This is a genomic window from Sphingobacterium multivorum, assembly GCF_900457465.1.
GTDB classification, from domain to species: domain Bacteria; phylum Bacteroidota; class Bacteroidia; order Sphingobacteriales; family Sphingobacteriaceae; genus Sphingobacterium; species Sphingobacterium multivorum.
The window spans coordinates 450,041-473,903 of sequence record NZ_UAUU01000009.1 but is presented as its reverse complement, the minus strand read 5'-3'; the positions used below and the strand labels follow the sequence as shown (position 1 = coordinate 473,903).

Below are 23,863 nucleotides of genomic sequence, written 5' to 3'. Positions count from 1 at the left end.
GGACTAATCTTTCCAGGCAATGACCGAAATCTCGACATTTACATTCTTGGGAAGGGTTTTTACCGCAACACACTCACGTGCTGGTTGCGCTTCTTTAAAATATTCTGCATAGACTTCATTGACTAAGACAAAATTACCCATATCGCTCAGAAAAATGGAGGCCTTGACAACATCCTCAAAAGTATAGCCAGCATTTGTCAGAATAGCTTCTATATTTTTCAGTACCTGATGTGTTTCGTCTTTTACACCTGATGAAATTAACTCCATTGATTCTGGGATCAGAGGAATTTGTCCAGAGACGTATAATGTATTACCGGCTTTGATTGCCTGGTTATAGGGGCCAATTGCTGCAGGAGCGTTGTCGGTATTTAAGATTTCTTTTTTTGACATGGATTACAGTGTTTAGGAGGTAAAACATATTTTGTAGATCAGGCCCAATAAAAAGACAATAATGGCCGTTGCATTAATGATATGCATCGCTTTTATGCTTCCATTTGTCGGGCGATCTGCGTTACGCTTTCTAAAAAAGTACATGGAACTAAGTTACAACAGTAAATTAGAAAGTTAAAATGAAAAGATTAAAAACTTTGAAAGGTTTTCTGTTGAGCTGTGAAACAAAATCTTGTACAAATGGCTGAGATTTTTTGAATATTAGTAAATTGGTGAACGAAATTGAAATTTTATGAATAAGGTAGCATTAATTGGGGGTAAAATATATTCAGGTGACGCGATTTTTGAGCAAAAGGCATTACTGATCAGCGAAGGTAAGATTGATGGGATCGTCCATGATCATGAAATACCTTCAGATTATGAGAGTTATCCAGTGAATGGAGCCAATATCTGCGCTGGGCTGATCGATCTTCAATTGTATGGTGACGGCTCGGACCTTTATTCGGCAGAGCGAAGTGTAGCCTCTCTGGAGCGTATCACCGAAGGTTTGGTCCGTAAAGGGACAACCTCCTTTATGATGACTTTAGCGACCAATACTATCTCTGTATTTAAGGATGCCATTCGGGTAGCAGAAGGTTTCCAGCACGATGCATTTTTAGGTCTGCACCTGGAAGGTCCTTTCCTGAATCCGAAAAAAAGAGGGGCTCATCCGGCGGATTTAATTGTTAGGCCCACGAAGGAAAAAATTGACGATCTTTTGGCAGGGAATCAGGTTGTCAAGATGATGACGATAGCACCCGAATGTATAGCGGACGATGTGCTACAGCACTTACAGGGCTACAATTTGCTGCTCAGTGCTGGGCATAGTGATGCAACTTTCGAAGAGGGTACCCGTGGTTACGATCTGGGAATCCCCACGAGTACGCACCTGTTTAATGCAATGTCGCCTTTACACCATCGCGAGGTAGGACTTGTTGGCGCAATTTTTAATCATCCGACAGCGCAGGCGAGTATTATTGTCGATGGGCATCATGTAAGCTTTGAAGCCGTGAAAATTGCAAAACGTCAGATGGGAGACCGCCTGTTTATGATTACAGATGCTGTGGCCGCTTGTGATAAAGATATTTATCATCATGTTTTGAACGACGGTTATTATGCGCTGCCTGACGGTACCATTTCAGGGGCCGCAATCTCGTTGCTTGAGGGGGTAAAAAATGCTGTTCAAAAGGTTGGCATACCACTCGATGAAGCGATCCGAATGGCTACGCTGTATCCGGCAAACCTTTTAAAGAGAGTGGATATTGGAAACCTTAATAAGGGAAGCATGGCGAATGTCATAGTCTTTAACGACGACTTTAAGTTGGAGCAGGTAATCTTCAAAGGTGAGTTAAAGTTCTGATCCTATTTCCGACAAGATCGGTCGTTTGACCCAGATTGACTAATATTATATGTATCTTCGTTAGTTATTTTGAAAAAACACTATTCTATAGATTGATGAAACGTTCCCTATTATTTTTAGCGACGGCTCTTTTTGTTTTGTCTTCTTGTTCATCCAAGAAAAATAAAAAGCAGGAGCCTGTCAATACCACAACTACAAATGTCGAAATTGTAAAAAAAGATCCGCCCTCGATACCCAAGCGAGAACGGGTAAAGAATACAGTTGAAACGAAAGCGCAGCCTGTTGCTGAAAAAAAGAAGGAAATTGTCGTCGATCTTCCCAAGTTACCACGTGAATTTCGGGCGGCCTGGGTTGCTTCTGTTGCCAATATCAATTGGCCTAGCAAGAACAATCTGAGTACAGCTGAACAGCAACAGGAAGCAATTGGTATTTTGGATTTTTTGAAAAACAATAATTTTAATGCGGTGATTTTCCAGGTGCGTCCCTCGGCGGATGCATTTTATAAAAGTGATCTTGAGCCTTGGTCGTACTTTTTGACCGGTACAGAAGGGCAAGCTCCTTCTCCTTACTACGATCCACTCGATTTTTGGGTCGAACAGGCGCATAAAAGAGGAATCGAGCTGCATGTTTGGTTGAACCCTTATCGTGCGCATCATACCGCTGGCGGTGCTGTTACATCAGCTTCCATGGCGCGCAAAATGCCCGAATCGGTTGTCAAATTGAAACAAGGGTATTATTGGTTTGATCCATCCAAACAATCGACACAGGATCATGCCGCACGTGTGGTTATGGATATTGTCAAACGTTACGATATCGATGGCGTACATTTTGATGATTATTTCTACCCTTATGCTGAATATAATGGCGGACAGGATTTTCCAGACTCGGATAGTTACAATGAATACAAACGCAATGGAGGGGATCTATCACGCGGAGACTTCCGTAGAAATAGCGTAAATACCTTTATCGAACGTATTTATAAGGATATTAAGAAAGAGAAGAATTTTGTAAAATTCGGTATTAGTCCATTTGGTATCTGGAAACCGGGTTATCCGTCAGGTATCCAAGGCTCCAGCCAGTATGATATGCTTTATGCGGATGCTAAATTATGGTTGAATAAAGGCTGGATTGATTATTTTGCCCCACAGCTATATTGGCCTATACAGCCAGCTAAACAGAGTTATACGGCGCTGTTAAAATGGTGGGAAAGTGAAAACACCTTGGGACGCCACCTTTGGCCGGGCATCAATACGGTAGGCAGACGTGGTCCGGAGTATGTTCAGGAAATTGTCAATCAAGTTGAGGCAGCAAGGACACTATTGCCGGATAACCGGGAAGGTGTTATCCACTGGAGCCTGGCTGGGTTGACTAAAAATCCGGCTATGACACAAGCTTTGGTTAATGGCCCTTATCAGGTTAAAGCATTGGTGCCTACTAGCCCATGGTTGAGTGCTAATCCCTTATTGAAACCGACTTTGCTGGTCACTCCACAAGGCGGTCATGTCTTTGTGAAATGGCAACATCAGCAAATTGATCAGGTCGCAAAATGGGTATTGTATCTCAATTACGGTGGTGTATGGCAATATGAGATTTTGGAGCCTGGAGTCACAAGTAAGGATATTCCAACGACATTGAACAACAAAAAATTGGAGTATGTTGCCGTTAAAGCTGTTGACCGTTTGAGTAACGAGGGGCCTTATGCTTCTGAAAAGATAAAATAGTTGGCGATTGCCTAGGCACCGCAAGAGAAAGGGATATCTGTATGTTGGATATCCCTTTTTTTAAGAATGTATTTGTCTTTATTGGTTGGAAAGAATTTTTAAGCAGCCTTTATAACTATTGTTGTTTGCTATTTCATGAAGGATTTGTTTTGAATTGTAATCTATCCAAGGTAAATTTATAGGTATGGAAGAAATCTATAAAACGGTAAGCGAATCGGTGATTCGGATGTCACAGCTGATGTTGCCATCCAATGCAAATTTTGGAGGCAAAATACACGGAGGTTATATTTTATCTTTGATGGATCAGATTGCATTTGCTGTAGCATCCAAATTCTCTGCACATTATTGTGTGACTGCTTCAGTAGGTAAGGTGGATTTTTTGAAACCTGTTGAGGTGGGGGAGTTAGTTACATTAATTGCTTCTGTGAATTATGTAGGCAACTCTTCCATGGAAGTCGGTATTCGGGTAGAGGCCATGAATATTCAGACGGGCGAAACCAAGCATTGCAATTCCTCCTATTTTACGATGGTGGCCAAAGATGAAACTGGCAGGCCTACCCGTGTGCCCCGCCTGATTTTGGAGACCGAAAAAGATGTATTTCGTTTCTACCGCTGTGTGGTGAAGATGGAAGTCGACAAAGAAAGAGACCGTGCTATTCATGATCTGGAGACAGATTCTGCGGAGCAGCAGGCCTATATCAAGCAGCATTTTGATGTGAAGATCAGTCTGAGCTCCTAGGTCTTCTTTCCTTTCTTACCATTCAAATGTCCCTAGATATTTACTGTCTGTGCATTCATCGCTTCCGTCTGTTTTGTAGAAAAATACATAGACATGATAGTTGCCGACGGTTTGCTGTCGGGATAGGATAGCTGTCTGTGTTTTATGCGTAAGAGGATTCATGCTTTCATTTGTGAAAGCGCACTCATCGGGATTGTATAGCAGCAAACGGCAATTACTCGAGCTGATGTTATGTTGTGATGCAGTATCTGCATCATATTCCCAGGAGAGCGTGAATGTTTCTGTCTCTTTATCTACCTCAAATGTACAGGACGTAATCGGGTTAGGGGCTCCTTTACTAACGCGGAAGTTTTCATAATTGATGGCATAGCCAGTTGCAGTTTTTTCTATAGCATTGTTGAGGTTGTAGGACATGGCGTTGCTATAAGCCTTTTTATTAGGGTTATAGTTTTTAAATCCAACCCGTAATAAGACTTTCATTGGGGAGATGAATTTTTGGATGAGGGAAAAACGCGAACGTGACTGGATTTGATCCGCAGAAGGTTTTTTTCTGCTTTTCCTAGGTAAGCCCCTTGCATAGGTTGTATTTCCATCGGTAACGAAAACCACAGATCCTGCTTTACCCGAGAGTGCACCATTTGCACCGTTTTTAATGACTGCCATACTATAAGTTAACTGGGATAAATTATGTATTTAAATTACAAAATAAATAATAATTTGTCAACACCAAATCCAATATTCTGTCGGACTTTTCACATTACTAAGTCGGTACTTATTCGGTATTTCTTCGCTTTCAACCGAAGAAGCACCGAACAAGTACCGAAGAAGCACCGAATAAGAACCGAGGGATCTTAGGAAATAATCTCTATCAAATAATGTAAACACCGGGCGTTTTTTTGCATAAAAGTGCTGTTGTCTGTTTGCTGTTGCCTGCTATTGGTAGTTTTATTGCGATTGTATTAGAATTTGATGTAAAATGTGGTGAAATTGTCTAGCTAAATGCTTTTATAGGGTGTTTTTATGTGCGTTTTGTGCCGTTCTGTTGATGTTTAATGATTTTTTTTGATGTCGAATTATGCGTTTTTGCTTTAAAAGTGCATGAGTTTTAGTTTTTTTAGGAGGTTTGTGCATTTTTTTGTAAGATTTTGCTTGCGGTATGTTGCATCTGTTGAAAAATAGTTATACATTTAACGTGAATTAACTTAAGCTTAAAGTGGAGGATTCACTTTAAGTCAATTATACAAACCAAACATACCTAACATGAAAAGAAAGTTACTATTAATTCTTTCAGGTGTGATGCTTTCATCGAGTCTTTGGGCACAAACGAAAACTATTTCGGGAAAAGTGACCAATGCATCCGATGGAACTTCAATGTCTAACGTTACCGTTGCAATCAAAGGAAAATCTATTTCTACGCAAACTAATTCAGATGGTACGTTCACTATTAGCGCGGAGCCAGGAGATATCCTTGTCTTCCGTGCATTGGGTTCTTCAGAGAGCCAGAAGTTGGTGGGGAATGGAAATGTAATCAATGTGGCGCTTGTGAGACGCGAAGAAACTCTGGATGAAGTTGTGGTCACTGCGATGGGGATCAAAAAGGAGAAAAAAGCGCTGGGTTATTCTGTTCAGGAAATTGGCAGTAACGAATTGATGAAGAATAAGTCTACCAATATGATTAATTCTTTGGCGGGAAAGATTGCTGGGGTAAATGTGACGCAGACAAGTGGAGGTGCAGGTGCGGGGGCAAGTATAATTTTACGCGGCGGGACCTCTTTGCAGCGAGACAACCAGCCGCTTTTCGTTGTAGATGGGGTTATTTATGACAATTCAACTAATGTCAATGGCGATAGTGGCTTTGATGGTGCTCAGTCAACAAATTCCGTTTATAGTAATCGTGTAATGGATATAAATCCTGAGGATATCGAAAATGTTTCTGTATTAAAAGGGCCCGCAGCAGCAGCACTTTATGGGTCTAGAGCAGCAGCGGGGGTAATTTTGATTACGACCAAAAAAGGTAAAGAAGGAACTGCTTCTGTTAGTATCAGTTCGCGGTTCATTTCTAATTGGGCAAATCGTTTGCCTGAGCAACAGAACAGATACAAACGTGGTGAATATCAAATCGATGGTAAGTTGTTGGATGGAGATGCAACCACTACAATGGGGTCCTGGGGAGCACGAGCTGGCCAAGATGAACCCATGTATAATAACATAAAGGATTTTTTTAAATCTTCTAGTACTTGGGATAATTCGGCAAGTATTTCGGGGGGATCAAAAAATGGGAGCTTTTACTTTTCTGCTTCTGATTTCAGGCAAAACGGGATTATTCCAAATTCTAAATTTGATAAGTCTACTTTTCGCTTTAATGGAGAGCAGCGTTATGGAATTTTAAAAGTAGCGGGTAACGTGTCCTATTCCATTGCGGATCAATTGAGTTCTTTGACTTCTGGAGGCTTATATGGTGCCAGTGGTGAAGGTGCTGTCCAGGGGGCTTATATATGGCCGCGTAATTTAGATATGAAACATTGGCTAAATGATGATGGCTCTAAATATCGACTTTTCGATTTTCAGCTTGTTCAAAATGATTTCGATAATCCTTATTGGATCTTAAATAAAATGCCAAGAACAGATAAAACGAAACGTTTTACAGGAAGTTTTAATGCCAATCTAGATATTACCAAATGGTGGAGTATCAATTATACAGTAGGTATTGATCGGTATACCACCAATACAAATAGGTTGACGACTGCAGGTTCGGGTGTTGATATTCTTTATAAAAATGGTATGTTGTCAGAAAACGACCGTACTTATGAGTACGTTAGTTCAAACTTCATGACCAATTTTAAAAAGAAAATAAACGATTTTGATTTTAACTTAATGCTCGGTACGATGCTGGAAAATACCGGAGTTGAGTATAATGGTAGAAAAGCATGGAACTTTATTATTCCGGGCTTCTACGTGCCGACCAATGCTAAAAATACAGATATAGCCATTGCTCAGTCCAAAGTTAAGAAAAGATTGATCGGTGGATTTGGTGAATTTAGAGCTGGGTATAAAGACATTGCTTATGTAACGGTCACAGGAAGAAATGACTGGACTTCCACATTGCCGGTAGAAAATCGCTCTTATTTTTACCCGTCCGTTTCAGGTAGCTTGATTTTCACTGAGCTGTTGCCTAAAAATGATAATCTTACTTTTGGTAAGTTGCGGGCATCTTGGGCCAGAGTCGGAAAGGATGCCGATCCTTATGTGACCAACACCTATGTGGCGGGTGCAGAGTATACATTATATAATCAAGGTCAAGGGGTTGGAGTACGTAACGATTGGTTGAGAGGTAACACACAATTGGTTCCGGAAATTACTGAGGCGCAGGAGTATGGTGCTGATTTGAAGTTCTTTAAAAATAGATTAGGGCTTGAGTTTACATACTATAAAAATAGTAGCATTAACCAATTGCTTCAACCAAGGACCAGTCAGACTACTGGCTATATTTTAATGTGGACGAATGCTGGTAAGATTACAAATCGGGGATTGGAGCTTTCTATAACAGGCTCTCCAATTAAACGTGAGAATTTTAAATGGGATATCACGTTGAATACTTCACGTAATAAAGGTAAAGTTGAAGATTTGTTACCTGGTATGGATATTTTATATGTGACTGATGTCCAGGTTGGAAATGCAAAAGCTGCTTCTTTTAACCAAGGTAATTTTATGGCAATTTCAGGCTCTCAGTGGTTGAGAAATTCAGAGGGGCATTTGGTACTAAATGCGGAATCGGGCATGCCGACATCTGATGGTTTGGTTACACATGAAATCGGAAATAGAGAACCTAAATTATTTGGTGGATTAAATAATAATTTTCAATATAAAAACTGGAATCTTTCCTTTCTTTTAGATTATAGAATAGGTGGTGATATTTATAATGGTACTGATTATTATATGACCAATATGGGTATGAGTGCCCGATCTCAAGACCGTGAGAAATTGACAATCACAGGGGTCGTGAAAACAGGGGAAAATCCAGATAAAACACCTATTTATTCGGATCTGAAAACGTTTGAATACGAGGCTGGTAAGATGTATAAAATTGGGAATAAGGATGTGAGTGGTGAAAATATTATCAATAATTATTATTGGCAGGGAGCATATAACCTTGAGTCTGCCAATTATATGACGAAAACGAACTGGTTGAGATTGCGCTCCGTTACATTGTCATATTCGTTGCCAAATGAAACTTTAAAACGTCTGAAAGGGATAAAAGGAGTGACAGCAACACTTACAGGTACGAACTTGTGGTTATGGACCAATTATAAAGGAATGGATCCGGAAACTTCTGCAGCCGGTTCTGGTGCAATAGGTTCTAGTTCTGTTGGTATTGATTATAATGGAATACCAGCATTGTCCGGAGTATCGTTTGGTTTAAATGTTACTTTCTAAATTTTGTAGTATGAAAAGAGTAGTATTCGCACTTAGTGCATTGGCAATATTGAATTTAACTTCATGTAAAAAATGGTTGGACGTAAATGAAAATCCAACCCAGGCAAATGAGAAGGTTCCTACACCTGATTTACGCTTACGTTCTATCCAGATGCAATTTGTAGATGCTTATGAATCATCTGGGACAAGAGCGTCGTGGATAACGCAAAATGTTACTAAAACTTCTGGAACGGCGTCGAATGATGGTATTATTCGTTGGGATGTCCCATTGGCTTCGACAACTTGGCCGTATCAGGCTTGGTTTGTGTATACAGCATCCAATTTGGAACCGCTGATAGAAAAAGCGACTGCGGAGCAGGCATGGAACTACGTTGGCGCAGCGCAATTAATCCACGCCTGGGGGTTTATGCTGATGGAGGATATGTATGGGGAGATGCCATATACAGAAGCGTTGACACCTAATGTTTCTCCAAAATACGACGATGGAAAGACAATTTTTTACGGCTGTCTGGATATGCTAGATAAAGCAATAGAAAACTTGTCGAAAACACAAGCGGTTACAGCAACGCCATTATCAAATGGCGATATCTGGAATGGGGGAGATACAAAGAAATGGTTGAAATTAGCTTATGGTTTAAAGGCTAGATGGTTAAACAATTTGTCTAAAAAATCTTTCTATAATCCTGACGAGGTTTTGAAAGCTTTGGAAAAAGCCCAGCAGTCAAATGCTGATAATACAGTGATGGAAGCCATAAATACGAGTGAAACTGATAAGGCTGGAGTTGTGTGTTCGATGCAGTTCTCCAATTTGGGAGCCACGGGTAATAGGATGACCAAATGGTATACAGATTTATTGTTTAATACATTTACAGGTGGATCTGCTGTCCAAGATCCGAGAGCAATCCGAATGATTCCAAGCGGTGAATTTTATGATGCACAGGGTAAGAAGGTGTGGCGGATTTCGAAAGGAGTTGATATAATAGGTACAGATATTCGAACAAAAGGAGGTCCTGTAGCTTATGAGATTATGGCAACAAAAAAAGGGACGACAACGCACCCTTCTGGCTATGTTCGTGCTACGACTGCTGATCTGAAAGCTGATCCAAGTTATACAAACCGTTGGTTTACGACAAATACATCAACGGTTAGGCAAGGAGATTCTGTTTTTGTGTCTGTATATTCAGACCGTTTGGACTGGATAAAAGACTTTACCGATAATACAAATGATTATTATATCGCAAGCAGATATAATGGTATGTCCGAAAAAAATCCTAATTTCAATAGCGGTGTACCCAATATCAATTCGACAGGAAGTTTCTATATTCGAGCCGATGCGCCGGCTCATCTAGTGTGCTATCATGAAATGTGTTTTATTAAAGCGGAAGTTTTGTTTAGAAAAGGGGATCGCGCAGGCGCTCTTCAGGCTTATAGAGACGGGATTAGAGCGCATATGGAAGCGATGAATGTTAAGCTGAAAACTTATCCTCAGGTAAGGGGTAAGGAGGTCATTTCTGAAACTGAAATAGCTGCATTTTTAAGCAGTAAAGCGGTTGCTCAAAGTGCAGGAGAGCTGACAATGGCGAAAATTATGCAGCAGAAACAAATAGCGATGTCTTATACTGTTCAAAATTGGAATGATATGCGGAGATTTAATTATTCTGCTCCAGATCCTCAATTTGGAGTAGTTTATCCAGATTTTGGACGTCCATTTGAATTTGATGCCGCAGCACAAGAGTGTTATCCGTCTAGCGACCCTAATAATGTGCGTTACTGGCCAAGAAGAATTCAGCAATGTAGTCACGAAAGAAATTACAATGCAAATAATTGGATGGCCTCCAATCCAGAAGCTGCAAGCAGAACGATTCTTTCCTATCCTGTTTGGTGGGATACGAAAGAGTAGACTGTATAAAATCTAAGAATGAATTGCCTGGCTCCGCTAGATAGAGTCAGGCTTTTTTATGTCATGATTTTCGGTGAGCGGCATTTGGTTGGTTTTTATAAAGTTCATACCTTCGAATATGAAAAAGTTTCTTTTATTGCTCTTGTATTCTATTGGAATAGTGGTTTTATATGCACAATCGCCCAAGATTATTCAAAAACCCATTATCTGGGATAAAGACCGTATTCAGCTTTCGCTGGATTATCTTAAAAATCGGCACGGTCTATCGCAGTCGACTCCGGTTATCCATCCCAAAATGGTGGTAGTGCATTGGACCGCGAATAACAGCGTGAAAGCTACCTTTAATACATTTAATCCTGCGCGGCTTCCGGGGCGTCCGGAACTGACCAAGGCCAGTGCCTTGAATGTATCTTCGCAATTTGTCATCGATCGTGACGGTACGATTTATCAGTTTTTACCAGATTCTATTTTTGCACGGCATACCATAGGTCTCAATTATTGTGCAATAGGGATAGAAAATATAGGTAGTCGCCAGAACCCACTGACTGATGCACAATTGAAAGCGAACGAAGAGCTTATCCGTTACCTCAGTAAAAAATATCCCATCGAATTTGTTTTAGGTCACCATGAGTACCAACGTTTTAAGAAAACAAGCTGGTGGAAAGAAACTGATCCCAATTACATCACGGGTAAAGATGATCCGGGAGATAAATTTATGCATGAGCTAAGAAAGCATCTTGTCGATCTGAAATTGAACCCCCTGCCTTAAATCATGCCTAATCGAAGAATTTCGTTCTGCAGGTAAATTGCGTTTTCCTACAGGAATAAGTAATAAGTGTGCAATTGGTGATCGTTTTGTAATATATTTTGCTGGTTTGCTGTATTTTGCTGCATTGTTAATAAAATGTTAATTGTATTTGATTTGTTACGTGAGCGTGTGCTCTGCACACTTACTTATTTTTCTTTTTAATCGTCTGATTTATTGTAATCGACTGTATTTCAGTTTATTGTAATGTATTTTTGCTTTTAGTCTCGACTAATATATTGCGGTTTAATTCCTGTTACAGAAGTAATTTGTAAGTGAATACTTACTTTCTTTTGCGTTTTTATGTTGCTTTAAGTTTTAAAAACGAAAAGTTCTACTTACTTTTATTCTGATTTTCAATTATTCGTGCATAAAACTGCAATTTGTGTATGATCTAAGAGTCTATTTATGATGAAAAATGCCTTATTAAAGCTATCCTTTTTAATTTCTGTTGTTGCTTGGGTTTCCTGTGGGAATTCGTTGAAGTCTACGCAAGCGAGCAAAACCGCAGTAAACAGCATGACCGGCCGGGTAACGAGCCAAGTTGTTATTCCGGGTGCAGATCAACTTACGCTGTATTTACCACAACTAAAAGGTAAGAAAGTGGGAATAATGGGAAATCAAACTTCCATTGTAGGGGCTGATAAAAAACATCTTGTCGATGTCTTGATCGATAATAAGGTTGATTTGAAGTTTGCCTTTGCGCCTGAACATGGTTTCCGCGGGAACGTTGAACGTGGTGAGAAGTTTGGGAATGATGTTGATCAAAAGACTGGTTTGCCGCTGTTTACATTATATGGAGGTAATAAGAAACAAGATTCTATCGTCAATTCAATTGATGTGATGATCTTCGACCTGCAGGACGTTGGGGCGCGCTTTTATACATACATCACTTCTTTGCACCGTGTAATGGAATTATGTGCAAAGCATAATAAAAAATTAATTGTACTGGATCGTCCAAATCCGAATGGCGATCAGGTGGATGGACCTGTAAGGCATGATGATAAGTTTAAATCAGATGTTTCCTGGCATAAAATAGCCATGATCCATGGTTTAACAATCGGCGAGCTGGCGCAGATGATCAATGGAGAGCGGTGGCTTGAGAATGGCCGCCAGGCTGATGTAACGATTGTACAGGTCAAAAATTGGAATCATAACAGTAGGTATGAGCTGCCGGTCATCCCATCGCCAAGTCTGCCAAATTATCTTTCTGTTCGGTTGTACCTTTCATTATGTCTTTTTGAAGGTACGGATATTTCGGTAGGTCGGGGTACGGATTGGCCGTTCCAGGTATTAGGTTATACAAATCCGGTCTATGGCTCCTTTACTTTTACACCGGGCGAACGTCACGGTATGTCCAAACATGTGGAGGGCAAAGGAACAGTCAATTATGGTGTTGATTTGCGCGGTCTGGATGCTGATCATCAAAAATTTACCTTAAAATATCTGTTGGAATTTTATCAAAAGACACCTGATAAATCCACTTTCTTCGCGCGGCCTGAATTTTTTGATAAGCTTGCGGGGACAGATCAATTACGTAAGCAAATCCTTGCCGGACAATCTGAAGCTCAGATTCGTGCTTCTTGGTCCGATGACCTGAAAGCCTATAAGCAAATGCGTAAAAAGTATCTGCTTTATACTGATTTCGAATAGCAATAACTAACAATATTAACTAGAATCATTTATTTTAAAACTCTATAATCAATGCGAAAATTTGTACTATTTTCTGTTGCTCTTGGATTGAGTTTTCCTTCTGAATCCTATTCTTTTGCAAAAAAAGAAGGTGCTTTGAATCGCGACAATTTAACAAGCGCCTTTCTGAGTTCTTCTGCAAAAAATGCGTTTCAAAATACGGTGCAAGGTACTGTAAAGGATGGAAAAGGTCCAGTCTCTGGGGTAAGCGTGTCTGTGATTGGCGGTACTGCGTCAACTAAGACTGATGCTCAGGGGCATTTTAAAATTACAGCTGCCGTGGGGAGCAAGTTGCGTTTTTCGTCTGTAGGATACGTGACGAAGGAGGTTGCCATTACTTCAGCTACGCTTGATGTAACATTAGCGGACGATAATCAAGCGTTGGACGAAGTGGTCGTTGTCGGTTACGGTACCCAGAAAAAAGGTAACCTAACTGGTGCGGTTTCATCGATCAATGTGAAGGAGAATCTACAGAGTCGTCCGATCGCCGATGTCGGCCGGGCAATTCAAGGGACGACGCCAGGATTTAGTGTTACTGTACCGAGTGGTGAGGTTGGATCTGATCCTACCATGCGTATTCGTGGTGCAATATCTTCCATTCAAGGGAATAGTAGTCCATTGATCTTGGTGGATAATGTGGAAATCCCGAGTATCCAATATGTAAATCCGGATGATGTTGAGTCGATCACCGTATTAAAAGATGCTGCCTCTTCGTCCATCTATGGTGCGAAAGCTGCTTTTGGTGTCGTATTGATTAAGACGAAAACAGGTGGAAGTGCGGAAAAGGTTACCGTAAATTATTCTAATAACTTCTCATTCCAAAATCCATATAAAAAGTTGGAAATGGGACGTGTTAATGCCTTGAAATATACCATTGACGCATTAGAAAGAGTTGGCGGAACCGAAACTGGTGCTTTCTATAAAGTAAATAGAGAAAGTTATGAACGCGCAGTGGAGTGGGATAAAAAATATGGATCTTCAATCGGGAAAGATGATCCAACGGTATATGGCAGAGACTGGTATGTAGATCCGGGATCGCCGACGAAAAAGTACGGTGTTAGAACGTATGATCCATATGATTATATGGTGCGCGAGTGGGCTCCCACACAAACACATAACTTGTCTTTAAATGGTACCATTAAGAAGACACAATATACAGCTTCATTTGGTTCGTTAAACCAAAGCGGTATGTTAAAGGCCGGCGATTCGGATAAGTTTAAACGGTATAATGCTGCATTAAGACTAAATACCGAACTGAATAAATATGTGACTATTAGGGGTGGAGCGATGTTTGCACAACGGAACAAGATCTATCCTTATGCGACAAACTCAACAACGGCCGATCCATGGTTGTACATGTATCGCTGGAGTTCCCTTTATCCAATGGGCTATGACGAAAATAACAACCCAATAAGGAGTCCATGGAGTGAAAATGAGGCGGCAAACCAAGCTTCCATGCTTCGCAATTATATTAATTTAAGCGCTGGTGCTACAGTTAATATAATGAAGAATTGGAAAGTAGATGTAGACTATACATTTACCAATGAGGATTATAGCTGGCGTAAAAACGGGACGAGATATACAGCAGCCAATTCTTGGGTAGCAGCTAAACAACGGTTTGATGCACAAGGAAATCCAGTTTATGTCAATAAAGAAGGAGCTGTTGTCAATAAGGGAGATGCTGATGCAACTTTAGCTTATGATCTTTCCAATGATATGTATACAGCGAATGGTTCTGCGCAAGATCATATCTATATGCGTTCACAAAATGAACATAAGCATACTGTCAATGCATTTACAACGTATGAGCTCGACTTGAATGATGATCATAACTTTAAATTTATCCTTGGTTTAAATAGAGTAACAAACGATGGTTCTTACCATTGGACACAGCGTGCTGATTTATTGGATATCACAAATCCTCAGTTTGATTTGGCTGTGGGCCAAATTACGGGTAGCGGTGGTGAGTATTGGGAATCACAATTAGGGTATTTTGGCCGTGTGAACTATGCGTATAAGAATAAGTATCTATTTGAAGGTAATATCCGTTATGATGGTTCCTCCAAGTTTCCAACAGATTTGAAATGGCGATGGTTTCCATCCTTTTCAGCAGGCTGGGTAGTTTCAGAAGAAAAATTCATGGACTGGTCAAGGGCTACATTAAATCAGTTGAAGTTTAGAGGTTCATGGGGTGTTATCGGAAATCAAACGGTACCTTCTGATCTTTATGTTTCAAACATGGATGCGGGTCAGATTAATTACATCGTCAATGGCGCATTGTTGAATTCTGTGGGCACGCCAAAACTGAATTGGCCAAACGTTACGTGGGAAGATCTGGAGACCCTGGATTTCGGTGCGGATGCCAGATTCTTCAAGAATAAATTAGGTTTGACGTTTGACTGGTATCAGAAGAAGACCAAAAATATGTTTGCTCCTTTGGAAGGAACAACACTGACCTTGGGTTCTGCGGCGCCTTGGGGTAACTTCGGTACCTTGACGACCAAAGGCTTTGAATTGGCCATCGATTTTAACCACCGATTTGAGAATGGATTGGGTATTAATTTTAGGGCTAATTTGGATGACTCTAAATCTGTTTTTTAGTGGCTATACGTCATTACGCACTACCGGTGTGAATTATAATGGTCGGGTATATGGTGATATTTGGGGGTATGAGACAGACCGTCTGTACCAATACAATGATTTTGTATTGGATGGAAATAACAATCCGCAGTTGGTAAAACCAAATGCAGATATGACCAAATATTATGGAAGTACAGATAACGTCTATCTCTTGAAAGAGGGGCCGAATGGTGAAAAGCCTGTCTATCAGCCACGATTCCAAAATTCAACTAATTTCTATTTTGGTCCTGGGGATGTTAAATTCAAAGATTTGAATGGTGACGGCGAGATCGATAATGGTGACGGTACGATCGATAATCCTGGCGATATGAAGATCATTGGTAATTCGACGCCTCGTTATCAGTATGGCTTTAGATTTGGTGCTGATTGGAAAGGCTTCGATGTTTCAGCATTTTTCCAAGGTGTGGGACAACGTAAAGTTTGGGGAGCAGGATTCTTGGCGATTCCAGGATTTAACACTTCAGATGGAGCAATGCCTGCAAGCTTTGTAAACGATTACTGGACGAAAGATAATCAAGGAGCATTCTATCCAGCTGCATTCAACAACGGCGGTAGTGCGAATGTCAATAATATGCAAGTTCAGTCCCGCTATCTGTTGGATATGTCGTATTTGAGAATTAAGAACCTAACTGTGGGGTATACAATTCCTCAGCATATCGTGCAACGAGCTAAGATAAATAACTTACGTGTTTATGTTTCGTTGGAGAATTTCTTCACTTGGGATAAGCTTCGTGGCTTACCGATTGATCCGGAAGAGGTGGAAGGCTTCTCGATTTTTAATGAAACGAATTACAACGGTGGACGTACAGGTGTTGGAACACCAACATTTAAGAGTGCCTCATTTGGTGTTCAGTTAAACTTTTAAACGAATTTGACAGATGAAATTAAATAGAATAAAAATTGGATCTATCATGCTTTCCGCCATATTATTGGGGGTGGGCTGTAGTAAGGATGTGCTGGATAGGCCTGATCAAACTAAAGTAATCGATGAAAACTTTTGGAGAAATGAAGCTGATGTTCGTTTGTATGCAAATGATTTTTATTTAAATTATTTTGTTGGCTATAATACTTTTTATGGTACGGCCTATGCTCCCTTAGTGGGATATAACTATGCAGATGACTTTACTTCTGAAGGAACGCAAGGTGGCTTTGAGTCAGTTGTTCCGACGAGTAGAGGTGCGAGTACGGTGACACCTGATATGTTGACGACCTACTCAGGGCCGACCTGGAATTTTTACTGGGTTAGAAAGGCTAATGTGATGTTGACCAGGATTGAAACAAAGGCCAAGTCAAAATTGTCAGAGACTGAGTATAAGCACTGGACTGCAGTAGCTCGTTTTTTTAGAGGCTACGAATATAGTAGGTTAGTTTCTGTGTTTGGTGATGTGCCTTATTTTGATGTTGAAGTTGATCCGATGGATCAGGCTACAATGTATAAGGAACGTACCAAGCGCGGGGAGGTTATGGATAAAGTCTATACAGATTTTGAGTATGTTCTTGATAATATGCGTGCTGATGACGGAAAAGGTTATGTAAATAAATATGCAGCAGCGGCACTTATTTCTAACCTCATGTTGTTTGAAGGTTCCTGGGAAAAATACCATGGCTTGGATCAGGATCGTGCGAAAAAGTATCTCGCGCTTGCGGTTAAAGCGTCCGAAGTTGTCATGAATAGTGGAAAGTGGTCTTTTGGAAGTGATTTTAAAAGCCTGTTCGCATCTGAAGATCTTTCAAGCAATCCAGAGGTAATTTTCTTCAGAACTTATAATGATGCCTTGAAAGTAACGCACGCCGTAGGTTCTTACAGTAATGGTACTGAAGGGCAGAAGGGCGTTAACTTGGATTTGTTGAAATCTTTTATCTGTAACGATGGAAAGGTTTGGCAAAACTCAGCGCTCACAAATGCTTCGGACTTTTCGATGAAATCTTTGGCGAGAACGAGAGACCCACGGTTTGAAGCTTCGTTGATGGATACCGTTAATACAGCTTCATCAACATTTGCTTACGGTCATAAATTTGCTGCTAGAGAAGCCTTGACGTATATTGGAAAAACTTATCCAGCAAAATGGAGTAGTAATACAAATACAAATGATGCTCCGATTGTGCGTCTTGGTGAGGTTGTGTTGAATTGGATTGAGGCAAGGCAGATTCTTGCGGAGTTTTTTGGTGGAGCAGCTGTTACCCAAGGTGATTTGGATAAATCAATCAATGCGGTACGGAATAGGCCGCTAGACGCAGATGCCATAGCTAAAGGGGTAAAGAAAACGGCACCTTTGACATTAAATTCCCTGCCGAACGATCCAAGCCGCGATGCGGATGTATCGCCGTTGATGTGGGAAATCAGACGTGAACGAAGAATGGAATTTGTATATGAGTATGCGCGATTGAATGATATCCGTCGCTGGAAAAAATTGGATTATATGAACTTTTCACGCAATGTCGATTATTCATTGGGTCCCTGGGTAAATATCAAAAAGGACCTTCCAAATCGTTTGACAAAAGCTTACGAAGGTGTTTTGAAAGTCCGTGACGCAGCAGGAAATACAATCACGTACAATGGTAAAAACGCCGATGCTATGGTGGGATATTACGTTGTTCCGAAATTTGCAAACAGGGTAAGTTTTACCGATCGGTCGTACTTGGCTCCTGTTGGACTGAATCAGATTCAACAATATGCAAATTTGGGCTATATCTTAACACAGACGCCAGGCTGGCAATAGATAGCATTGTATTAAAAGGCCTTTCTGAATTTCAGAAAGGCTTTTTAATACATAATGAATTTTGATTTACATGAAGATGCATAAAAATGCAATATCATTTCTGTTTTATGCATAAAAACGCTATTTTTAAGAAAACATTACGCATGAGGTTTCCAATTATCACCTTTTTTATTGCATTATCCTGCGTTTTTAACGTTGCGATAGCACAGCAGTCCTTCAAATTTGCCCACGTAACAGACACGCATGTCGGTGGTGCAACAGGTGAGGAGGATTTGCGACGTACTGTAAAGGACCTGAATACATTGAAAGATATTGATTTTGTTATAGTCTCCGGAGATATCACCGAGTTTGGTGCTGATCATGAGTTAAAGCTTGCGAAGCGAATCTTAGATAGTTTGCAGCTGCCTTGGTACGTGATTCCGGGAAATCACGATGGCAATTGGTCAGAAAATGGAGCCAACACGTTTCGCACCGTCTTTGGTGGCGAAACCTTTTTCTTTAAGCATAAAGGCTACGCATTCATTGGAACCAATTCAGGCCCCAATATGCGCATGAGTCCTGGTCAAATTCCTCGGGAAAACCTGGTTTGGATGGATTCCATTTTTGCAGCGAATCCGGATAAACAGCTTCCATTGATCTATATTAATCATTATCCACAGGATTCATCGTTAAATAACTGGTTTGACGCACTGAAAAGAGTTAAAACGCGGAATGTCCAGTTGGCGCTTTGTGGGCATGGTCATGCCAATAAATTATACGATTGGGAAGGAATTCCGGGGGTGATGGGACGGTCTAATCTGCGTGCGAATAAAGCGGTTGGAGGTTATAATATTGTGACCATCGCCGATGGTAAAGCGAGTTATCAAGAGCGTAATCCCGGTGTAGGAATGCAGGAGAAACCTTGGGTTGTTGTTCCAATGTTCGACCATCATTATGAAAATGAAACGATAAGCTACCCGAGACCAAGTTATGCTGTGAACGCAAAATATGCGGACCAGGTTAAAGTTAATTGGACGTTTGAAGACGCCAGCGATATCGGGGCGGGACTAGCCGTTTACAAAAATAGCGTGATTACATCAAATACCGTGGGCGATATCTTTGCGCTTGACTTAAAAACTGGCAAAAAGCTATGGGCATACCGTACCGGCGGTAAAGTTTATTCTACGCCTGCTGTGTGGAAAGGGATTGTCGTGGCGGGATCATCGGATCATGCAATTTATGCGGTAGATGCCGGTAATGGCAAGTTGTTGTGGAAGGTGGAGACTGAGAAGGCGGTTTTGGGTTCACCCTTGCTACATGATGGCATGGCTTTTATCGGTGGCTCGGATGGTAAGTTTAGAGCGCTGGACATCAAGACGGGAGCTGTAAAGTGGAGTTTTGACCAGGTCAAAGGATTTGTATCGACGCTGCCAACGTATTATTTGGGGAATGTAATTTTTGGTTCCTGGAGCAATGGATTCTATGCTTTGGATGCCAAAACGGGTAAGCTTTCGTGGGAGTGGAATAATGGACAGGCCAATCGGATGTTTTCTGCTGCGGCATGCAATCCGGTGGGGGTAAACAATCGTGTTTTTGTAGTTGCACCGGATCGTTTTATGACAGCACTGGATGCGAATAACGGTGCGGTCATCTGGCGGGAAAAGAAAGATACCATTCGGGTGCGCGAGTCTATGGGGTTGGCTGCAGATGATAAATTGGTTTATGTGAAGACGATGGATGGGGATCTTTTAGGTATTTCGGTTGCTGGTGATCGTATGGATGTTGCCTGGAAGTCCAAACTTAAATTGCCCTACGAATTGACACCTTCTGCAATTATATCCAATGGCAAGTTGGTCTTTGTGCCGAGTCATTCGGGTTTGCTATCTGGAGTTGACGCAAAAACAGGCGCGGTAGTATGGCAATATAAAATATCCAATGGAATGGTTAATCCCGTTGCACTAAATGGGAGAAATACCGTGATAGCGAGTACGATGGATGGCAAAATAGTTTCATTACAGTTTTAAGCAATCGATTGAAATGGTCTTTTTGAAAATAAATGCCTTGATATGATAAAAAAATGTCTAAACTTCTTAAATTTACGTCAAGCTTTTTTGCTTGTTTTTGCATGTTTTGTTTGTAACTTTGCGAAAGCACAGCAAAATGCTTGGATTAGAATAAACCAATTGGGCTATACTCCAGCGGGCAAGAAGGTCGCGGTATGGGGTGGGAAATCAATCAGGCAGCTTCGTTCTTTTGAAATTAAAAACGCACAAACGGGTAAAACAGTCTATGTACATCCTGTTGGAAAAGATTATGGGGCTTATGGTCCTTTTGTTCAGAGCTTTCGTTTTGATTTCTCTTCCATGCAGGATACTGGACGCTTTTTTGTTCAGGCCGGAGATGTGAAGTCTCCAACATTCCGAATCGCTCGGGACGTTTATAAAGGAGCGGCAGATTTTGCACTGCGTTATATGCGGCAACAACGGACATTGTTCAACCCTTTTCTGAACGATAGCTGCCATACACACGATGGCTTTGCGCTGTATGCAGGAAAGGTTGGCATTCCCGATAGCTCCCGTATCGATGCGGGTGGCGGTTGGCATGATGCTTCTGATTATTTGCAATATGCGACAACGTCAGCAAATGCAACATTTCATCTGTTAGCGGCTTACCGCGATTTTCCAAAGGTGTTTGGTGATCTAAAGCAAGCAAATGGTCTTGATGGAAAAAATGGCCGGGCCGATGTGCTCGATGAGGCAAAATGGGGCTTGGATTGGCTGTTGAAAATGCATCCCAAGGCCAACCAAATGTACAATCAGATTGGTGATGACCGGGATCATGCCAGCATGCGGATGCCAAAGGAAGATCCTTACTATGGTCGTGGATTTGAGAGACCGGTGTATTTTATCGATGGAGAGCCACAGCAGCGTGGCAAGTTTATGAACAATACAACCGGGACAAGCTCTACTGCTGGTAAATTTAGTAGTGCTTTTCGACTGGGGGCGATGTTGTTTGACAAAGAGGATCGGAAATATGCAACGCTGCTTTCGAAGAAATCGGAAACAGCCTATGCTTATGCCAATATAAAACCAGGCGTGACACAGACAGTTTCTGTGAAATCGCCCTATATTTATGCCGAAGATAATTGGGTAGACGATATGCAGTTGGCCGCTGCAATGGGTTTTTCGATGACAAAAAAAGAAAAGTTTGCACGAGAAGCCTTACGCTTCGCCCGGCAAGAAAAGATTACACCTTGGATGGTTAGCGATACTGCTGCACATTATCAGTGGTATCCTTTTATCAATCTTGGGCATTATGAGTTGGCAAAAGGATTAAAAGGACAAGATCGCGAGGAGATTGTTTCCTATTATAAACAGGGGATTGAGCAAGTCAATCGGAGAGCTGAGAAAAACGCTTTTTTTCGGGGAGTTCCCTTTATTTGGTGTAGCAACAACTTAACGGTATCCTTTGCGATCCAATGTCTCTGGTATAAAGAATTGACGGGAGATGCACATTTTGATGAGCTAGCCCAAGCTAATTTTGACTGGTTATTCGGGGCGAACCCTTGGGGCACGAGTATGGTATATGGTCTTCCGGCTGGAGGCGATACACCTGTCGATCCGCATTCGGCGTTTACCTTTCTTGGAAAGCATCCGATCGACGGCGGATTGGTTGATGGGCCCATTATGGCATCCACGTACCGCAATCTGATTGGTATCAAGTTGAATAATCCGGATAGCTATGCGGAGTTTCAAAGTGATCTGGCGGTCTATCATGACGACTACGGAGATTATAGTACGAATGAGCCGACAATGGATGGTACCGCTTCGTTGATTTATCTGTTGGCTTCAAAGGAGGGTAAGGCCATGGAGGAGCCTACCGGAAAAAAGTAACACGGGATGTTTTTGGAGCTATTGTCCGGGGCGACTCGACAAAACGGCAGGTGGCCCTGGTGTTTACCGGTCATGATTTATCTGAGGGTACTGCTGAGGTATTAGCAAGTCTAAAGCATAATGGCGTTAAAGGCTCTTTTTTCCTGACAGGTGATTATCTCAGAACTCCAGGTTTTAAGCCGTATGTCCGTCAGATGTTAAGCGATGGCCATTGGATTTCGGGGCATTCCGATAAACATATTCTGATGAGTGACTGGGGGAGTAGGGATGTGCTTTTGGTCAAACGTGACTCTTTTGTCGCTGATCTAAAAGCAAACCTGAAAGCACTGGAAGGCGCGGGTGTCAAAAGAGAGCAGCTGTCCTATTATATTCCTTCTTATGAATGGTATAATAGTGAAACAGTCGACTGGGCAAAGGCAGTTGGTCTAAATTCGGTTAATTATACACCAGGAATACGGACTGCGGCTGATTATACCTATCCTGAAATGGGGGGGCGTTATTTATCGTCGACAGCGATTCTCGACAATCTCTGGTCTTACGAAGCTCGATATGGGCTCAATGGATTTTTGATATTGATTCATATGGGAACTGACGGTCGGCGGAAAGATAAGCTGTATCATCATTTGGATGATATCATTAGCATATTAAAGGGGAAAGGGTATCAACTTGTGGATGTACCCGATTTATTGAAATAAAGAAATACAATATATACTAATAATGGTAAATACAACGGAGAAAGATTCGAATTATCAGGATTTAGACAAGATGTCTGTGCATGAGTTATTGACAAATATCAATAATGAGGATAAATCTGTGCCACTTGCTGTAGAGCAGGCTATCCCTCAGATTGAAGCATTAGTCAAAGTCACTGTGGAGAAAATGAAGGCTGGTGGTCGAACTTTTTATATCGGCGCTGGTACAAGTGGCCGTTTGGGCGTGCTGGATGCGTCTGAATTACCTCCGACATACGGCGTTCCATTTGAATGGATCATTGGGTTGATTGCTGGTGGTGATACTGCAATTAGAAAAGCAGTTGAATTTGCAGAAGATGATCTGGAGCAAGCATGGAAAGATATGGAAGCGTATGATATTGATGAAAACGATGTTGTTATCGGCATTGCGGCTTCTGGAACCACACCTTATGTTATCGGCGGATTGAAAACGGCAAACGAGAAAGGGCTTGTGACGGGCTGTATTGTCTGTAACGGAGGGTCCCCGATTGCGGAAATAGCGCAGTATCCGGTTGAAGTTATTGTTGGGCCAGAATTTGTTACCGGGTCTACGCGAATGAAATCGGGTACAGCACAGAAACTTGTGTTAAATATGTTCAGTACCGCAGTGATGATCCAATTGGGTAGGGTAAAGGGGAACAAGATGGTCGATATGCAATTGTCAAACCATAAGCTGGTCGGTCGTGGTGTACGTATCATTATGGATCAGACCGGGGCGCTTGAAGAAGAAGCTGCGGCTTTGCTTGAGCAATTTGGTAATGTAAGACAGGCAATCGAAGCTTATCAGGATACCCATTGAGCATAACCTATTAAAATCACC

Annotated in this window: 17 protein-coding genes; 14 read left to right on the top strand and 3 right to left on the bottom strand. The window is 41.4% G+C overall.

Going from position 1 to position 23,863, the window contains the following annotated elements; all coding sequences use genetic code 11:
• Positions 1-3 precede the first annotated feature (3 nt).
• Together DTA23_RS13595 and DTA23_RS30420 are read right to left on the bottom strand one after the other, a co-directional pair.
• Positions 4-390 carry a RidA family protein gene (locus DTA23_RS13595; protein WP_070561318.1) on the bottom strand — a complete coding sequence of 129 codons (387 nt, stop codon included), beginning with the start codon at positions 388-390 and terminating at the stop codon, positions 4-6.
• A 12-nt stretch (positions 391-402) separates the two neighbouring features.
• Positions 403-534 carry a DUF6728 family protein gene (locus DTA23_RS30420; RefSeq protein WP_313372293.1) on the bottom strand — a complete coding sequence of 44 codons (132 nt, stop codon included), beginning with the start codon at positions 532-534 and terminating at the stop codon, positions 403-405.
• Between the two features lie 148 nt (positions 535-682).
• On the opposite strand from DTA23_RS30420, the gene nagA reads away from it, so the two are divergent.
• The 3 genes from nagA to DTA23_RS13580 all read left to right on the top strand — a co-directional run bounded on the left by nagA (position 683) and on the right by DTA23_RS13580 (position 4,249).
• Positions 683-1,789: an N-acetylglucosamine-6-phosphate deacetylase gene (gene nagA, locus DTA23_RS13590; RefSeq protein WP_112375050.1), complete on the top strand. Its 1,107-nt coding sequence runs from the start codon at positions 683-685 to the stop codon at positions 1,787-1,789.
• A 95-nt stretch (positions 1,790-1,884) separates the two neighbouring features.
• A complete protein-coding gene (locus DTA23_RS13585; protein WP_070561315.1) occupies positions 1,885-3,510 on the top strand; it encodes a glycoside hydrolase family 10-like protein in 1,626 nt (541 codons plus the stop codon).
• A gap of 184 nt (positions 3,511-3,694) precedes the next feature.
• Positions 3,695-4,249, top strand: coding sequence for an acyl-CoA thioesterase (locus DTA23_RS13580; protein WP_112375049.1), 555 nt, complete (start codon positions 3,695-3,697; stop codon positions 4,247-4,249).
• 15 nt (positions 4,250-4,264) lie between these two features.
• On the opposite strand, the gene DTA23_RS13575 is transcribed toward DTA23_RS13580, so the two are convergent.
• Complete coding sequence (locus tag DTA23_RS13575) at positions 4,265-4,912, bottom strand: DUF6266 family protein (RefSeq protein WP_112375048.1); 648 nt, start codon at positions 4,910-4,912, stop codon at positions 4,265-4,267.
• Between the two features lie 597 nt (positions 4,913-5,509).
• On the opposite strand from DTA23_RS13575, the gene DTA23_RS13570 reads away from it, so the two are divergent.
• The 11 genes from DTA23_RS13570 to murQ all read left to right on the top strand — a co-directional run bounded on the left by DTA23_RS13570 (position 5,510) and on the right by murQ (position 23,842).
• A complete protein-coding gene (locus tag DTA23_RS13570) occupies positions 5,510-8,683 on the top strand; it encodes a SusC/RagA family TonB-linked outer membrane protein (RefSeq protein WP_070561310.1) in 3,174 nt (1,057 codons plus the stop codon).
• 10 nt (positions 8,684-8,693) lie between these two features.
• On the top strand, positions 8,694-10,583 hold the full coding sequence (locus tag DTA23_RS13565) for a SusD/RagB family nutrient-binding outer membrane lipoprotein (RefSeq protein WP_070561308.1): 1,890 nt from the start codon (positions 8,694-8,696) through the stop codon (positions 10,581-10,583).
• Positions 10,584-10,701: 118 nt separating this feature from the next.
• Positions 10,702-11,352 carry an N-acetylmuramoyl-L-alanine amidase gene (locus DTA23_RS13560; RefSeq protein WP_112375047.1) on the top strand — a complete coding sequence of 217 codons (651 nt, stop codon included), beginning with the start codon at positions 10,702-10,704 and terminating at the stop codon, positions 11,350-11,352.
• Between the two features lie 444 nt (positions 11,353-11,796).
• The gene (locus DTA23_RS13555; protein ID WP_239468771.1) at positions 11,797-13,041 is read left to right on the top strand and encodes an exo-beta-N-acetylmuramidase NamZ family protein; all 1,245 of its coding nucleotides are present in this window, start codon (positions 11,797-11,799) and stop codon (positions 13,039-13,041) included.
• 51 nt (positions 13,042-13,092) lie between these two features.
• Positions 13,093-15,681, top strand: coding sequence for a SusC/RagA family TonB-linked outer membrane protein (locus tag DTA23_RS13550; RefSeq protein WP_256603722.1), 2,589 nt, complete (start codon positions 13,093-13,095; stop codon positions 15,679-15,681).
• Positions 15,659-16,585: a SusC/RagA family TonB-linked outer membrane protein gene (locus DTA23_RS29150; protein WP_256603720.1), complete on the top strand. Its 927-nt coding sequence runs from the start codon at positions 15,659-15,661 to the stop codon at positions 16,583-16,585. The genes DTA23_RS13550 and DTA23_RS29150 overlap by 23 nt, the downstream gene beginning before the upstream one ends.
• A gap of 13 nt (positions 16,586-16,598) precedes the next feature.
• Positions 16,599-18,440, top strand: a complete 1,842-nt coding sequence (locus DTA23_RS13545) for a RagB/SusD family nutrient uptake outer membrane protein (protein WP_112375046.1) — start codon at positions 16,599-16,601, stop codon at positions 18,438-18,440.
• Between the two features lie 143 nt (positions 18,441-18,583).
• Positions 18,584-20,443: an outer membrane protein assembly factor BamB family protein gene (locus tag DTA23_RS13540; RefSeq protein WP_112375045.1), complete on the top strand. Its 1,860-nt coding sequence runs from the start codon at positions 18,584-18,586 to the stop codon at positions 20,441-20,443.
• Between the two features lie 42 nt (positions 20,444-20,485).
• Entirely contained in the window at positions 20,486-22,312 is a 1,827-nt protein-coding gene (locus DTA23_RS13535; protein WP_236586153.1) for a glycoside hydrolase family 9 protein, read from the top strand.
• Positions 22,313-22,362: 50 nt separating this feature from the next.
• On the top strand, positions 22,363-23,007 hold the full coding sequence (locus DTA23_RS29145; protein ID WP_236560312.1) for a polysaccharide deacetylase family protein: 645 nt from the start codon (positions 22,363-22,365) through the stop codon (positions 23,005-23,007).
• A 22-nt stretch (positions 23,008-23,029) separates the two neighbouring features.
• A complete protein-coding gene (gene murQ, locus DTA23_RS13530) occupies positions 23,030-23,842 on the top strand; it encodes an N-acetylmuramic acid 6-phosphate etherase (protein WP_046672659.1) in 813 nt (270 codons plus the stop codon).
• The last annotated feature ends 21 nt before the right edge of the window (positions 23,843-23,863 follow it).